Source organism: Paraburkholderia sp. 31.1, from assembly GCF_014397645.1.
GTDB classification, from domain to species: domain Bacteria; phylum Pseudomonadota; class Gammaproteobacteria; order Burkholderiales; family Burkholderiaceae; genus Paraburkholderia; species Paraburkholderia tuberum.
Genome location: NZ_VZQN01000010.1, coordinates 19805 through 35552 on the forward strand (window position 1 = coordinate 19805; position 15748 = coordinate 35552).

Genomic DNA, 15748 nt, shown 5'->3' on the forward strand with positions numbered 1-15748 from the left:
GTCAGGCCTGATACGCCACGGAGGCGTTGACGTTGACCGGATCACCGCGGTAGATGCGCTCGATCACGTCCTGGAACTCATCGATTTCGCAGACGTTGAGCAAGGTGCCGTCGTGCTCGACGCCTTCCGCGCCGAGCGGCGTCGAGACGACCGGCAGTTGCGCCGCGAGCATTTCGAGCGTCTTGAGCTTGACGCCGGCGCCCGACAGCAGCGGCACCACGCCGATATCGGCGGACTCGAAGTACTTGCCCGGATTTTCGACGAAGCCGGTCACGCAAATATCGTCGCCATTCAGGCGCTTTACGCGGTCGCTCGGATCGGAGCCGACCACGAACAGCTTCAGTTGCAGGCCGCGCCGGCGCAGCGGCAGAAAAATCGTGTCGATGAAATTGAGCAGCGCCTCTTCGTTTTCACGGCGTTGCATCGCCCCCCAGAACAGGATGTTGCCTTTCTCGACCGTGTCTTTCGAGCGCCGCACTTCCTTCAGAAACGCCGGCAGTGAGATCGGCACGACCTGCAACGTGCCGACCCCGGGGTACAGGCCGTTGATCAGCTGCGCGTCCTTGCTGGACAGCACGAGCACCTTGTCGGCCAGCTTCAGCAGACGCTGCTCGAGCATGAAGGTCTGCCGGGTGAACAGCCATCCTTCGATGGACTTGACGCGCAATATGACCTGGATCTGCAAGTCATGCGCGCACATCACGATCTTCACGCGGTCGTGGAAACGCTCGCGCAGATTCTGGGCATACGCAAAACATTGCGAAAACTCGAGCCGCACGGTGTCGTATCGGTTCCTGTCGACGAGTTCGCAGAGGAACTTGCCGATCGCGGGTTTATAGCGCGAGAACAGGCGCGGTGAAAAAGTCAGCGGATTCGCGAGGAACGACGGAATCAGGTCGAACCGGCTCACGTACTGGATGTACACGTTGCGCACGTTCGCGCGAAACTCGATGGCTTGTTCGTCGACCGGCACGCGCGACACGATCAGCACGTCGAGCTCCGATTCAGCGCTCAGTTTGATCAGGTAGTCGTAGGCCAAACGGTGGCCAGCTTGCGGCGCGTTTTTCTGAGGCAGAAAAGGCGTGACAAATAGCTGTTTCATCCGAGTAGTCCCTTGCCTGTACGGTATGCGCTCGGCAGGCGCGGCCGTAAGATCCCTTCGCATTGCCATGTTGCTGTTCTGATCGGTCCAGTCGGGCGCTACGCCCCGCACCGCGGGCGCGTCGCGAACCAGGCGCCCGGGCTTATCTGTCGTACGGTTTGTAGATGTAGGCCGCGTAGCGATAGCGTCCGTAGCCGTAGCTGTAGCGTCCCGGCCGCATCCGCAGTCCGTTCATGATCACGCCGCGCACCGGCAGGCCGACCTTCTGCATCTGGCGGACCGACTCACGCAGCTCGCCGATGCCCGTGACACCCTGACGCGCGACGAAGAACGTCGTACCTGCCACGCAGGCGAGCCGGACCGCATCCGCGGCGAGCAGCACCGGCGGTCCGTCGAGCAGCACGACGTCGTAGCCGGTCGCGACCTGGCGCAGCACCGCTTCGAGCCGTGTGTTCGACAGCACGTCGCTCGGGCTCGCCACCTGGCGGCCGCTCGCGATGAAGTCGACACCCTGGAAACGGGTCGCGCGAATCAGCTCCTCGGGACGGCACGCGCCCTGGATCAGATCGGTGAGGCCAGGACCGCGATCGCCGCCGAGATGCCGATGCAGGAAGCCGCGACGCAGGTCGCCGTCAATCAGCAGGACGCGCTTGCCGGTCGCACCGATTACCGCGGCGAGATTCAGCGACACGAACGACTTGCCGATGCCCGGCGTCGGGCCCGTGATCAGCACGATATGGTTGCGCGCCTTGGTCATCGTGAATTCGAGCGCGGTGCGAAAGCCACGCAGACTTTCGATGGCCGGATCGATCACCGCTTCGCCCGCAAGCACGAGCGCCTTCGATTCCGGACGGCGACGGCTGTGCGCGAACCGCTCTTCCTGACGGCTGAACGGCACGCTCGCGTAGACCGGCAAACCGGTGCGCAGCTCGACTTCGTACGGATCGTCGATCGCGTCGAACAGACGCTGACGCACGAGCGCGATCACCGAGCCGACGAACACGCCCAGCATCAGCGCGCCGATGATGATCAGCAGCGGCTTGGGCCGCACCGGCGTATCGGGCGCGACGGCGCCGTCGACGATGCGCACGTTGCCGGACTTACCCGCCTTGATCAGCTTCAGCTGTTCGAGCGTATTGCGCAGCGACGTATCGAGCTCGGTGCCGACCTGCACGTCGCGCTGCAGGCGCAGCACGTTCTGTTCGAGCGGCGGCAGCGATTGCGTCCGGCTCGCGAGATCTTTCGCTTCCTGTTGCGCCGCATGCAACTGCGCGTTGACCGACTGCACGGCCGGATGCTGCTCGGTGAAGCGCGTCAGCAGTTCATTGCGCTTCTGTTGAAGTTCCGCGAGCCGCGTCTGCGCCTGAACCGACAGCTGCAGCAGGTTGGTCGCTTCCTCGCCGAGATCGACGGTGCCATGCTTCGCGCGGAAGTCGTTGAAGCGCGTTTCCGAAGCGGAAAGCTGCTGGCGCATCTCCGGAAGCTGTATTTCGAGGAAACGGATCGAACGCTCCGCTTCCTCGGATTTGCGCTTCAGGTTCTGGCTCACGTATTCGCCAGCGATGGTCGCGAGAATCGCGCTGATCTTCTTCGGATCGCTGCCTTCGAGCGACACGCCGAGGATGTCCGATTCCTTGCCTTTTTCCGAAATCGTCAGTTCCTTGCGCAGCTTTTCGGTCGTCGTCAGCGCGGACTGGCGCCGCACTTCGAAGGTCGCGCCGGGATTCGCCTCGATCCGGTCGACGACGAGCGTGAGCGGCCCGTAGTTGGTCGTCGCGCTCAGCGGTTGGCCGACCGTGCCTTCGAGCTTCAGCTTGCCGTATTGCAGCTCGTAGCTCGATCCCTCGCCCATCTTCAGCACGAACGGACGGTCGAATAGCTCTTCGGGGACGTCGAATTTCGACACCGTGATGCGCTCGTTGCCGTACACGTAGCCGTGCGGTCCCGGCGTCGACAGATGATCGGAGTGACGGGCGAGCCAGCGGCCGAACAGCGGGAAGTAGCGCGGCGCCGCTTCGATGTCGAGATTGAGCTTGTCGACCGCGCGGCCCACCACCATGCGCGAGCCGATCACCTGTGCCTCGCCTGACGTCGCGGTCTTCACGTCGAACATCGCGGACACGTCGCCGATCACGCTCCTGGACGAGGTACCCGCGTTCTCCTCGACCTGCACCAGAATGTCCGCGCGATACACGGGTTGGGAGAACACCGAATAAGCGATGCCGAGCGCGACCGCGATGGCCGTCGTGATCGCAATCAGCTTGCGATTGTCGTACAGCGCATCCAGATAATTCGCGAAGCCTGCCGGCGCATGTTCGCTGTTGTTGTTGCGGCTATCGAATGGTGCACTGCTTTGGTTCATGCGAGTTCTCCCAAAGTCTCTACGGATTGCCACTTGTTCCCGGCGCCGGGACCGGCACCTCGCCGCATCCAGTCACGCCTGTGTCCAGCGAGCTGACCGCCTCGATCGGACGGGGGTAGCTGATTTACGCCACATCGGCTACCTTTGTGTGTAACAGCGCCTATGCGAGGTCGGCTCTTTTCCCTAACATCGCACCACATGCTTTCTTACGGATCCCGAAATGAAAAAACTTCTTGCCGCCGTCATGCCCGTCTTGCTGAGCGCCCAGGTGGGTTACGCCCAGAGCATCGTGTCCGCCGCCTCTTCGGCTTATGCGCCGAGTTATGTCGCCAAACACTCGCAACTCGACGCGATGACGCCTCATGCGGCCAGTTCCACCACGCTCTACGGCTCCCCGTCGGATTTCGCGTACGCTAAAAAGAACCGCTATGTCGCGCCCAACGTGTACACCCAAACCAAAAACAGCCTTCCGAAGCAGAAACGTACAAGCGTTGCACAGCCTGTCCGCGGCAAGAACTCAGCGGACCCCTACGGCAGCGATTTGTGGAATTCAGACCAGACCTACGCGTCTCCCGAGACCGCCGATCCGTACAGCGTGCGCTGAGCTGTAGCGCATCACCGTCTGGACCCCCCGTATCGCCGATGTGGCCGCTTGCGGCCACATTCCTGTTTGGTTTGAACTGACTGCCGGGCCCGGTCGCGAAGATTCCCCGATTAGCCGCGTCTCGTCCGCCGTTTTTCCACGCAAACGCTCACGACATGCACATGCTTTTGTTCTGATGAGTCTGGCTTTTTCGCCGACCGATTGAGCCGGTCATCGCCAACTCCGCGCCGTCACCGCGGCCTCGTTTACTCTGTCGAGCCACGCGCTTCAGCGCTCGATAAAATGCCTTTCCTTGGCGATCATAATATTCAGAGAGCCCGTCCTTACAACGTTCGGCAGCGCACACAAAAGCCGATTGCTACAGGATTGCTTCAGGCAAATCACGCGATAAAAAACACGTGTTCAAAACGACGATAACGGCACGGATATACACGCCGTTTGCCACAATCAGCGCCGACTATTTTCAGGGCGCCGGACGCGGATTATCCGCATAGCGCGCGCGACGGCGCGACGGCGCGACGTGCGTCGAACTTTCGCCGATGTGCATGATTTCAGCCAGACGCCGCGCGTAATGCTCGGGCAGATATTCTTCGACGTCGTACTTTCTGTGCTCATCGGCCAGATGAATGGCGAGTTCGCCGAGCGCCTGTTTCAGACTGCCCGGTTCGAACTTGAACTTGATCTTGTTGCCGACCGATTCCGCGGTCACCGCCATGCTGCCGCCATCGCGAACCAGCACCGGCAGACCGAGCATCGCCGCCTCGATCACGACAAGGGGCGCGTTCTCCGCGCCCACCGACGGCACGACCACCGCATCGGCGAACTCGCGCATGGCGGGAAACAACTGCTGCTGCGGCATCGTGCCGAACAGGATCAGCTTGCGCTGTGCGATCAGCGACGCGTAGCGCTGCTCGATCGCCGCGCGGTCCGGGCCGTCGCCGTACACGCCGATGCAATTGATGCGCTCGAAGCCCGTCGCCTCGCACAGCGTCAGAAATTGCAGCAGGCCTTTCTCCGGCGAGATCCGTCCGACGAACGCGATGTTGAAGCGCTCCTTGTCACGCACCGTGACGACTGGCATCGCGCTGGGCACCGCCGACGGATTGTGCACGATGACCGTATTCTCGATGCCGACGCGATGCAGCGCCTGCTGCATGAACAGGCTCGGACACAAGATCCTGTCGAACACGCGCGCGGGCTGATAGGCCGCGCGCACCGCGTGCCACCACGCCTTCGTCATCAGATCGTGCACGAGGCCCTTCGGCGTCGGCCGCAACGTGAAGACCGCGCGTGTGCGCAGCACGTCGAGCGGCAGAATGATCGGACGCTTATCCTTGTCGAAGTACTGCAGCGACGGGTTGTAGTAGACGAGGTGATAGTCGTGGCAGGTGTGATACGCGCGATAACCGAACTGACGCTCGTGCCGCGCGATCACGCTGAGAATCGAAGGCGACAGCACGTTGTGGTAGTTGTGCACCATCAGCCGATGCGGCCGGAAACGATGCAGCGCCTTTTCGAGCGCGCGCGCGGCGGTCGTGTTCCAGGAGCGCGACAGCATCGTCGAGCGCGCGGAAAACTGGCTATCGTCGAAACGCTCGACCTCGACGCCGGGCAGCGTGCCCAACAGCTCGGCCGATTGTTGATAGACCACTTCCGCGCCGCCCATGTGCGCGTAATCGTTGATCACCAGTACCCTGCAGCGCTGCATGTCCCCTCCTGTCGTATGCCCCTCGTGCCGTCTCGCGAAAAACCCGGACGGCGTTGCCCGGACGAATCGCTTCGTCCAGGCGCTCCCTCTGTTCAAAACTGCGGAAACTTGCCGCGCCAGCCTCCACCCTCGCGCAGATAGCGCAGAAACAGCGCAATGCCGCTCAATTGCGCCGCGAAGCGCAGCGTCGATGCCGCATCGTCGATGATGATCGTGCGCAGCCGGTACGGATCGGTGTGCTGATCGTTCCAGCCGATGTCGCAGGTGCGCGCGGTTTTGAAGCCCGCGGCCCGCACGAACTCCACTTCGCGTTCGCCGTAATTGCCGTTCGGATACGCGAAGTGTTCGCACGGTTGTTGCAGCAGCGCCGCGATCTCATGGCGGCTGTCGCGGATTTCGGCCTCGCTTTCAGCATCGCTGCAATGCGTGAGGATCGGATGGAAGCGCGTATGCGCCTGGAAGTCGATGTGCTCGCGCATCGCCTGCATCGCTTCGATCGACAGGCCGGTCGGCCGGTCGTCGCCGTCCTGCTGGTAGCCTTGGGCCGCCAGCGCGGCGAGGCGCTCGTCGTTCGTCATCCGCTTCAGACGTTCATGGCCGACGCGCAGCGAGCCCGGATGCAGCCACCAGTGACTGCGCGGCCGTCCGACAATGCGGCTGCACAGGAAGATCGTCGGGCGCACGTTGTGCTTGATGAACACCGGCAACAGCTTCGCGTTGCCCGCGTGGCCGTCGTCGAGCGTGATCGCCACGCGTGGCCGGCCGCGGCCGGGCGCGCTGACGTCGGTCAACGGCACGAACTCGCACAGCTTGCCGAGATAAGTCAGGTGACGGTCGAGCGTGTCCGGATCGGGATCGTGATAAAGCAGCACGGCCACGCGATCGCGCCACAGCACCTTGCGCGTGAACCACGCGAGACCCGAAATCAGGACGAAGCCCGCGAGCATCTCCTTCACGAGCGTCTTGTAGCGCTTCATGCGGCGCCCGCGGTCGCTGTCGGACAGGTGCGAGCGCGCAGACGCGCCCGTTGCTTGGGTCTTATTCACCTGAGCGCTCCGGCATGGGTGCATGGGCGACGGGCCACGTGCGTTGCCGCGCACCCGCTTTCAACGAACCGATAATGTGCCGCGCCACGGTCGGCGACGCGTGCTTGGTTCCATAGACGAAGCGCATCACGGGCCCGAAGCTGTGCGCGCACGCGGGTCCGATCACATAGAGGCCGCGCACGCGCGTTTCGTAGTGCGACGTCAGATCGGGCATGCCGCCCTGATTCGAAATCGCGTCGGCCAGATCTTTGGACAGGAACGCGTGCTGCCGCATGTCGGTTTTGAAACCGGTCGCGGCGATCACGTGATCGGCGCTCACCCGCGCTTGCTTGCCATCGCTCAGCACGTTCAGTACGACGCGGTCGTTTTCGATCGCCGCGGAGCGCACCACGGTGCGATGCGAGATCTGCACCTTGCCGACCACGCGATCGTGCAGCCACCACGCGCCGGACGCGCCGTACGTGTGCTCCATGATCTGCTTGCGGCGTCGCGGGTCGAGCATGTGGAACACGCCGGGAAATTCGGACAGGAACAGCGAGCGCCAGCCGCGCCCCAGTCCCGCGTCGGGCCCCTTGATGCGCGACAGGATGTTGCGACCGCCGTGCGGCCGCTCATGCCACACCACGCTGCTCTCGCGCATCAGCACATGGGCGCGCGCGCCGAGCTCGTTGAGCAGCGCGGACAGCCCGAGCGCCGACTGCCCGCCGCCGACGATCGCAATGTCCTTGCCGCGCGCCCACTCGAGGTTCCCATACAGCTCCGAATGCGACGCATATTGCGCCGGCAAGTCCCGCAGCGCCGGCGGGGTTTGCGCGAAGCCCTTCAGGCCGAGCGCGATCACGACTCTGCGCGCGGCGAGCGAGCGGCCGTCGCTCAGCGACAGCTGGAACTGATCGCCGACGCGGCGCAATGCGAGCACGTCGACCGGCTGGATTTCGCCGACCAGATTCGACTGGAACCACAGCCCGTACTCGACGAAGGTTTCGAGCGGCAGCGCCATGCCGAGCGGTTGGTAAGGCAGTCCTGTCAGGCGGCAGTAGTCTTCGACGGTAAAGCCGCTGCGCGGCGCGTGCAGGCTCGACGCGAAAGCCTCGGAGCGCAGCAGCATGCCGGGCGGCATGTAGTTGCGCCACGCTCCCATCGGTTCCCCGAGGATCTGGTGATCCACGCCGGCGGCCTTCAGATGCGCGGCAAGAGATGACCCGTAGGGCCCCGCGCCAATGATGATGGTATCGGTCAAAGACATGCTGGTCTCCAGGGGAACGGCTTTCGTTGCCAGCGTCAGGCTTTGGCCTGATGCGACTCGGGCGCCCTGATCGCTTTTTTCCAGCTGCGCTTCATGCGTCGCAGCGGATTCATCACGACATAGTGCTGCAACGCTGGGAGCGGATCGTTCCAGCGGAAATAGCCATCGAAAATTTTCGTGCGCTCGCTCAGCAATTCGGGCGGCGGCCGGTCGGAAAACGTCGCGCGCCACGCAACCGGTTGCCGGCTCAGGCGCTCGACGGGCAATGGCAGGCCGAGTTCATGGCGGTACGCAGCAAGCGGAATGTTGACGCCGCACAGCGTCGCGATCTCCTCCTGCCAGTCCGTGCGGCCGACCGTGGGCTCGACCATCACGAACTCGTTGTAGTTGTCGTCCCACTTGTACTCGATGCTGCCCATGCCGTCGAAACCGGCCAGCTCGGCGAAGCGCCGCGTCAGCGGTTCGAGCGTCCCGCGCGCTTCGGGCGCGGCCACGCAGATCGCGGTATTGCCGACACCCGGCGGCGAGCTCAACACCTTGCGGCCGGTGAACATGCTGACCATGTTGCCGTCGGCGCCGCGATAGAACAGCGTGAAGTGGATGTTGCTGTCAGGCCCCTCGATCCACTCCTGCGCGATGATGCCGCCCGGCGTCGCGAGCATCGCGATAGCGCGATCGCGTGCATGCTGCAGCGTGTCGACGCGCACCGCGCGTTCTTTCTCGCCGCGCAGCACGTTGCGCTTGTCGTCCGGTTTCAGCACGCACGGGTAGCGCAATTCGGCCAGCCGTTCGATGTCGGCAAGCTTGTCGAGCACGACCGAGCGCGGCACCGGAAAGCCATGCCGCTGCGCGAATTCGTGAAAGCGCGCCTTGCTCGACAACATCTTGACGGTGTCGTCGGCCGGCAAGCGGAACCGATACCAGTGCGACAAAGCCGCCCGATTTTCCGACACCGCATGCACCGCGTCTTCGTCGGTCAGAATCAGAACTGGCAGACGATCGAACCGCTTGCCGAGTTCGATCATTTCATCAACGAATATTTTCCCGACAAAACTCTTTACCTGATGCGCATGAACGTGTCGGCACCACGTCGCCGCGCGGGTCCTCGTATCGACTGCGACAACCGGAACGCGGGCCTGCGCGAGCGACCGCGCCACCCCCAGTCCGTTCAACTCTGCTCCAACGATAACCCCTGCCGATTGACCTGAGTCGTATGCGCTCGCCATAGTGTCGATATCCTTGCTTCGTACGTGCGTGGACCCTCGAAGACAGTCTTCGAGACTCCACGCGATCGAATTATCGAATCGGATAGAAATCCTTTTTTGTTGCCTCGCGGGGGCGCTTTGGCGTTAAAGCTTGGTTCCGGCGGCATGCATGCATGAGCGCGGCAGGCACGTCCTGGCACGCGCCGTGTGTCGAATCATGGTCTTGCGATTTACCGCAGCGTGAGCATTGCGCTGCTCTTGCCTTGACCTACTTTACGTTTCGGCCTGATCTCGATACGTGCGCCGGCGCACAGAGAACAATAGAAAGTAAGAAAGGAAGAAAACCCTTTAGAAAGGCGCAGAGCCTTATTCCGTAAGGGTTTGGACGATTTCGCCATTGTTATGTAAAAACGTTGCGAAGCATTAATTTATTGCAACACAATAATGGCGGAAAAAAACTTTCTAATGGGACTATAAAGTGCTGGATCGCACAAAAGATATGCGCTGCGAATGCTATTCGTAGCGCATCGGAAAAATGCTTATTTACCTTCGCTCAAGCCGCGCTCGAGCGCCGCGACACCCGCCGGCAGATCGACGTTGACGCCGAGATCGACCATCGTGCGGCCCAGCGCATGCACGGTGCGAAACAGGTTGTGCTCGCGGCACTGTTCGCCCATCTGGCCGATACGCACGATCGGCAGACCGAACGAGCCGGAGATTTCCACCTGATGCTGCCGCGAGATATGCGCGCAGACGTCGGTGGGACTGAGGCCGTCCGGCACTTCGATGCCGACCACCGAATTCAGGCGGCAATTCTCCGGCGCATACAGTTGCAGGCCCATCGCGGTGACGCCTTGTTGCAATGCGAGCGAGCATTTCAGATGGCGCGCGAAGCGCTTCTCCAGCGTCTCCGCGCAGACGAGCCGCAGCGCCTCGTGCAGCGCGAGCACGCCCGACACCGGCGCCGTGTAGTGATACCCGGCGTTGTGCCAGAAGTTTTCCGCCAGCGACGCATCGAGGCACCAGTGCGTATTGGGCGCCGTGCGGCCTTTGACCCGCGCCCAGGCCGCGTCTGAAAACGCAATCAGCGACACGCCCGGAATCGATGACAAGCCCTTCTGGCCGCCGGTGATCACCGCGTCGATGCCCCAGATATCCATTTCGAGCGGCATCGTGCTCAGCGTGCAGACAGCGTCGACGATCACGAGCGCGCCCGCTTCCTTCGCAAGCGCGGCAATGTCTTTCAGATGATGATTCCACACGGTGTTCGAGGTCTCGCCCTGCACGACCGTGACGACCTCGGGACGCTCGCGGCGTAGCGCGTCGGCGATCTGGTCCAGACTCGCGACCGTGCGGTCCGCGACTTCGAGCATGCTCACGCGCGCGCCGACGCGCCGGCCCATTTCGCCCATGCGGTCGCTGAAGAAGCCGTTCTTGATGCACAGCATGCGCGTGCCTTCCCACGCGAGATTGGAGATCGCCATCTCCATCGCGCCCGATCCCGGTCCCGCGACGCCGAGCACCCACTTCGACTGCGTCTGGAACACGTAGCGCGCCATCGTTTTCACCTGGTTCACCACCTTCGCCATCGTGCCGCCCAGATGGTTGATCACGATCGCATTGGCCTTCGCGACCGCGGCGGGAATCGGCACGGGGCCGGCGCCCATCATCAGCAGCGGTTCTTCGGGAAGGATGGCGTCGAGTGATTCGACAATTGGACAGGGGACGGACGAAGCAACGGTAGTAGAGGTTGAAGTCGGCATGATTGGTGTATGAATGTGAAGCGCAAAGGAACGAACGGCCTCGCGGCAGGCACGCCGCTCGAGGCCGTTCGTCCGATCATTCACCGAACCGCGCGATCGCGCAAGTTTTTTGGCCAAGGTAGCCAGCCGTCATGCGCGAGCGGTACCCGCGTTCACCACATCACCCTACTCTTTCATTCGCGAAGTCGCCTAACATCGAGAAACAGCTTCTTAGGAGCCCGATATGCGCACGATCCTGTTCAGCAGTCGTCAATACGACGTCGATACATTCACTGAGGCCAATGCCGCGCATGGCTATGAACTGCATTTCCAGGAATCCCCTCTCGACAGCGAGACCGCGATCCTCGCGCATGGCTACGACGTGGTCTGCCCGTTCGTCAACGACAGCGTCGACGCCGCCACGCTCGAACGGCTTCATGCGGGCGGCACGCGCATGATCGCGCTGCGCTCGGCGGGCTTCAATCACGTCGACCTCGCGGCGGCCGAGCGGCTCGGCATGCCGGTCGCACGCGTGCCGGCCTACTCGCCGTACGCGGTCGCCGAACATGCGGCCGGGCTGATTCTCGCGCTGAACCGGCGCCTGCCGCGCGCGGTCGCGCGCACGCGCGAAGGCGACTTCTCGCTGCATGGGCTGCTCGGCTTCGACCTGCATGGCAAGACGGTCGGCGTGATCGGCGCGGGCATCATCGGCCGGGTGTTCGCGCGCATCATGGCGGGCTTCGGCATGCAGGTGCTCGCCTACGATCCGGAGCCGCCGGCCGACGAACTGCTCGCGCTCGGCGCGCGCTACGTGCCGCTCGATACCTTGCTCGCCGAATCGGACGTCGTCAGTCTGCATTGCCCGCTGTTGCCCGACACCTATCACCTGATCGACCGCGCCGCGCTGGCGAAGATGAAGCGCGGCGCGATGCTGATCAACACCGGGCGCGGCGGGCTCGTCGAGGCGAACGCACTGATCGGCGCGTTGAAGGACGGCCAGCTCGGCCATCTCGGGCTCGACGTGTACGAGGAAGAAGGCGGCATCTTCTTCGAGGATCATTCGAATCTGCCGCTACAGGACGACGTGCTCGCGCGTCTGTTGATGTTTCCGAACGTGATCGTCACCGCGCACCAGGCGTTCTTCACGCGCGAGGCGATGACCGAGATCGCGCAGACCACGCTCGCGAACATCGCGGCGTGGCAGGCGGGCACGCCGCGCAACGTCGTGCAAGCGGGGTAGCCGTGATAACCCAGGCGTACGCGAATTGCCGCGGACCGCGAAAGTTAGACGTCGCTGTCGCTGCCCGACTGGGTCGCGCGAATCGCGGTGCGGGCATCATCGGCCGCGCCGCACAGCTCACGCAGCAATCCCGCCTCGCGCTCGTGCACTTCGACCGGACACCAGCGCGCGCCCGCTTCGGCCAGATAGCGCGCGCGATGCTGGCCGTTGCGAAACGCCACCACCCCCTCGCGCTCGATGCCGACCCAGCCGAGCAATCCCGGCGCGCGACGCGTGGAGATCGTCACGTAGGGCATCTGCGGAATCCGCGGGCTGTCGGGATCGAGAAACTCGCGAATGCCGCGGACCTTGCCCGCGTGCCATTCGGCGACCGGCTTCAGCACGTAATCGGTGTTGTCGCGATTCGCGCACACGAGCAGCTTGCGCAGATCGACGAGCACGACCTGGTGACGTGTGCCGTCGGCGACGAAGACGCGCTTCAGACGCACATGGTCGTACCACGCATGCTCGTGCAACGGCACGATCCAGACAGCTTCGGCGTAGCCCGGGGCGGGGGCCGGCGATGAATTGGGCAAAGGCAGGGACAAAGGCAGGCTCGGCAAGCTGGCGGCAGGACGCCAGAGCATTAATAGAGCGCTAACGCTACGAGCCGGACGTGACGGAAACATGACAGCCTACCGGATTAATTATGCTGCATGAGCGCATGGCAACACTGCCTGATCGACAGGCAAGCGGGGAGCTTCAGATACCCTTCAGGTACACATAACGATGATAGCCTTCCAATATTTTAATAACCATGTGCGAATCGAGTCGAATGACGGCAACGGCGTCGCTACGATCGTGCTGGAGAGGCCCGCGCGGCGCAATGCGGTCGATCGGCAGGTGGCCGAGGCGTTGAGCGCTGCGTTCAGCCGCTTCGAGGCCGAGCCGGCGTGGCACGCGGCCGTGCTGTTCGGCGCGGGCGGCACATTTTGCGCGGGCGCGGACCTAGGCGCGCTCGCCGACGCGCCGCGCCGCAATGAGCTGCACGCGGACGGCAGCGGCCCGGGGCCGATGGGACCGACACGCACATGCTTCAGCAAGCCGGTGATCGCCGCGATCGCCGGCTATGCGGTGGCGGGTGGGCTCGAGCTTGCCGCGATGTGCGACCTGCGCGTCGTCGAGGAAGATGCGGTGCTCGGCGTGTTCTGCCGGCGTGTCGGCATTCCGCTGATCGACGGCGGCACGATCCGGCTGCCGCGACTGATCGGTCTGTCGCGTGCGCTCGATCTGATCCTGACCGGCCGCGCGGTCGATGCGCGCGAGGCGCTTTCGTTCGGGCTCGCCAACCGCGTGGTGCCGAAGGGCGAAGCGCGCGCGGCTGCCGAGCAACTGGCCGCGGAGCTCGCCGCGTTTCCGCAGGCGGCGCTGCTCGCCGATCGTCGCTCCGCGCTCGAGAACAGCACGCTGGACGATCTCGCCGAGGCATTGCGGCGCGAAGGCGCGGGCGGCTACGCGGCGGTCTTCGCCGAGGGCGTGGCGGGCGCGGCGCGCTTTGTGTCCGGCGCGGGCCGTCATGGCGACACGTTCAACGCGGATCGCGGATAAGACGGCGCCGCGCGATCGGTGACAGGTTTGCAATCGCCGGTCGCGACACCCCCGCGCGCACGAGACCTGGGTTGCCCGAAACGAACAGGAGGAAATGCGATGGCGACGATCTACCGGGAAATCGCCGTGGCAACCACCGCGGCCGATGCGTGGGCCGCGCTGCGCGATCCCGCCGGGGTCGCCCGCGTATTCGCGGGCGTGCTGATCGCGGCGCGCATGGAAGGCGACCTGCGCTGGGTCACCTTCGCCGACGGCACCGTGGTCGAGGAACGCGTGATTGCCGTCGACGATGCCCACATGCGGCTCGCCTACTCGGTGGGCGGCGGGCGCTTCGAGCATCATCATGCGACGCTGCAGGTCGTGGCCGACACGTCCGCACATTGCCGCGTGATCTGGATCGCCGACTTCAAGCCCGACGATCGCAGCAACGTGGTCGAAGCGCTGACGGATGCGGGCTGCGCGGCACTCGGGCGCAACCTCGCGCGGCGCTGAACGCCGCCCGGCGGCTCGGGCTCCCGCCGCCGCGTTCCACAAAAAACAACAGCTTTCCGGACAGCCTGCAAGCCAGATTTGACTTAGGTAGAATCCCCTACTGTTTTTCCCTGGCCGGCGACCGCGTTTCCGCCTTCGGAATCGCCCGCCCGACGCCCGTTGTTCGCGCCGCTTCACGCGTCACACCCCATCATCGCCATGCCATTGCCTCTGCTTGCCCTTGCCGTTGCCGCGTTTGGAATCGGTACCACCGAGTTCGTCATCATGGGCCTGTTGCCCGATGTCGCGCGCGATCTGTCCGTGTCGATTCCGGCGGCTGGCATGCTGGTGTCCGCGTATGCGCTCGGCGTCACGATCGGCGCGCCGATCGTCGCGATCGCGGTTGCCAACATGCCGCGCAAGAAGGCGCTGATGAGCCTGATCGGCGTGTTCATCGTCGGCAATCTGCTGTGCGCGATCGCGCCCGGCTACGCGGTGCTGATGGCCGCGCGCATCGTCACCGCGTTCTGCCACGGCGCGTTTTTCGGCATCGGCTCGGTGGTCGCAGCCGGGCTCGTCGCGCCGAATCGCCGCGCGCAGGCAATCGCGCTGATGTTCACCGGCCTCACGCTCGCCAACGTGCTCGGCGTGCCGCTCGGCACCGCGCTCGGCCAGGCGGTCGGCTGGCGCGCTACTTTCTGGGCCGTGACCGGCATCGGCGTGCTGGCGGCGGCCGCGCTCGCGGTGTGCCTGCCCGCGAAGATCGAGATGCACAAGGCGAGCCTCGTGCGCGAATTCAGCGTGCTGAAGAACCCGCAGGTGCTGATGGTGCTCGGTATCAGCGTGTTCGCGTCGGCGAGCCTGTTTTCGACCTTCACCTACATCACGCCGATTCTCGAAGACGTGACCGGCTTCACGCCGCACGCGGTCACCCTGGTGCTGCTCTTGTTCGGCCTCGGCCTGACGGTCGGCAGCACGCTCGGCGGCAAGCTCGCGGACTGGCGGCTGATGCCCTCGCTGGTCGCGTTCCTGATGGCGATCGTCGTGATCCTGTGCGTGTTCGCGGGCACGATGCACGCGCGCACTCCGGCGATGCTGACCGTGTTCGTGTGGGGGGTGCTCGCATTCGCGATCGTGCCGCCGCTGCAGATGCTGATCGTCGATCGGGCGAGCCACGCGCCGAATCTGGCGTCGACGCTGAATCAGGGGGCGTTCAACCTCGGCAACGCGACCGGCGCATGGCTCGGCGGCATGGCGATCGGCGCCGGCGCACCGCTGACGACGCTGCCGTGGGTCGGCGTCGCGACCGCGCTCGGCGCGCTGTTGTTGACGTTGTGGTCGGTGTCGATCGAGCGGCGGGTGGCGGTGGCGGGGTGAGCTTGCCGGGCATATTGACGATGCGCGAAATGGGGTATTCCATTCCGGCGCGCGACAG

The 15748-nt window shown here is 64.1% G+C and carries 13 protein-coding genes; 5 read left to right on the forward strand and 8 right to left on the reverse strand.

What is annotated here, in order from left to right; translation table 11 throughout:
* Nucleotide 1 precedes the first annotated feature (1 nt).
* Together F6X37_RS09315 and F6X37_RS09320 are read right to left on the reverse strand one after the other, a co-directional pair.
* On the reverse strand, nt 2-1102 hold the full coding sequence (locus F6X37_RS09315) for a glycosyltransferase (protein WP_187611073.1): 1101 nt from the start codon (nt 1100-1102) through the stop codon (nt 2-4).
* A 142-nt stretch (nt 1103-1244) separates the two neighbouring features.
* Nucleotides 1245-3464 carry a GNVR domain-containing protein gene (locus F6X37_RS09320; RefSeq protein WP_187611074.1) on the reverse strand — a complete coding sequence of 740 codons (2220 nt, stop codon included), beginning with the start codon at nt 3462-3464 and terminating at the stop codon, nt 1245-1247.
* A gap of 220 nt (nt 3465-3684) precedes the next feature.
* On the opposite strand from F6X37_RS09320, the gene F6X37_RS09325 reads away from it, so the two are divergent.
* Nucleotides 3685-4068: a hypothetical protein gene (locus F6X37_RS09325; protein ID WP_187611075.1), complete on the forward strand. Its 384-nt coding sequence runs from the start codon at nt 3685-3687 to the stop codon at nt 4066-4068.
* 463 nt (nt 4069-4531) lie between these two features.
* On the opposite strand, the gene F6X37_RS09330 is transcribed toward F6X37_RS09325, so the two are convergent.
* The 5 genes from F6X37_RS09330 to F6X37_RS09350 all read right to left on the reverse strand — a co-directional run bounded on the left by F6X37_RS09330 (nt 4532) and on the right by F6X37_RS09350 (nt 11036).
* Nucleotides 4532-5776, reverse strand: coding sequence for a glycosyltransferase (locus F6X37_RS09330; RefSeq protein ID WP_187611076.1), 1245 nt, complete (start codon nt 5774-5776; stop codon nt 4532-4534).
* A gap of 92 nt (nt 5777-5868) precedes the next feature.
* On the reverse strand, nt 5869-6753 hold the full coding sequence (locus tag F6X37_RS09335) for a polysaccharide deacetylase family protein (protein ID WP_187611169.1): 885 nt from the start codon (nt 6751-6753) through the stop codon (nt 5869-5871).
* 61 nt (nt 6754-6814) lie between these two features.
* Nucleotides 6815-8068, reverse strand: coding sequence for an NAD(P)-binding domain-containing protein (locus tag F6X37_RS09340; RefSeq protein ID WP_187611077.1), 1254 nt, complete (start codon nt 8066-8068; stop codon nt 6815-6817).
* A gap of 35 nt (nt 8069-8103) precedes the next feature.
* Nucleotides 8104-9093, reverse strand: coding sequence for a carboxylate--amine ligase (locus F6X37_RS09345; protein ID WP_262419844.1), 990 nt, complete (start codon nt 9091-9093; stop codon nt 8104-8106).
* 719 nt (nt 9094-9812) lie between these two features.
* A complete protein-coding gene (locus F6X37_RS09350; RefSeq protein WP_090803207.1) occupies nt 9813-11036 on the reverse strand; it encodes a pyridoxal-phosphate-dependent aminotransferase family protein in 1224 nt (407 codons plus the stop codon).
* Between the two features lie 223 nt (nt 11037-11259).
* On the opposite strand from F6X37_RS09350, the gene F6X37_RS09355 reads away from it, so the two are divergent.
* Nucleotides 11260-12255, forward strand: a complete 996-nt coding sequence (locus F6X37_RS09355; RefSeq protein ID WP_187611079.1) for a 2-hydroxyacid dehydrogenase — start codon at nt 11260-11262, stop codon at nt 12253-12255.
* 44 nt (nt 12256-12299) lie between these two features.
* Here F6X37_RS09355 and F6X37_RS09360 read toward each other — a convergent pair whose 3' ends face one another.
* Nucleotides 12300-12881: a plasmid fertility inhibition factor family protein gene (locus F6X37_RS09360; protein ID WP_410451214.1), complete on the reverse strand. Its 582-nt coding sequence runs from the start codon at nt 12879-12881 to the stop codon at nt 12300-12302.
* A gap of 142 nt (nt 12882-13023) precedes the next feature.
* Between F6X37_RS09360 and F6X37_RS09365 the strand changes: the two genes are divergently transcribed.
* From F6X37_RS09365 to F6X37_RS09375, 3 genes are all read left to right on the forward strand, one after another.
* Nucleotides 13024-13842 carry a crotonase/enoyl-CoA hydratase family protein gene (locus F6X37_RS09365; protein WP_184062228.1) on the forward strand — a complete coding sequence of 273 codons (819 nt, stop codon included), beginning with the start codon at nt 13024-13026 and terminating at the stop codon, nt 13840-13842.
* A 99-nt stretch (nt 13843-13941) separates the two neighbouring features.
* Nucleotides 13942-14334, forward strand: a complete 393-nt coding sequence (locus tag F6X37_RS09370; RefSeq protein WP_090803201.1) for an SRPBCC family protein — start codon at nt 13942-13944, stop codon at nt 14332-14334.
* Between the two features lie 198 nt (nt 14335-14532).
* A complete protein-coding gene (locus F6X37_RS09375; RefSeq protein ID WP_090805596.1) occupies nt 14533-15690 on the forward strand; it encodes an MFS transporter in 1158 nt (385 codons plus the stop codon).
* The last annotated feature ends 58 nt before the right edge of the window (nt 15691-15748 follow it).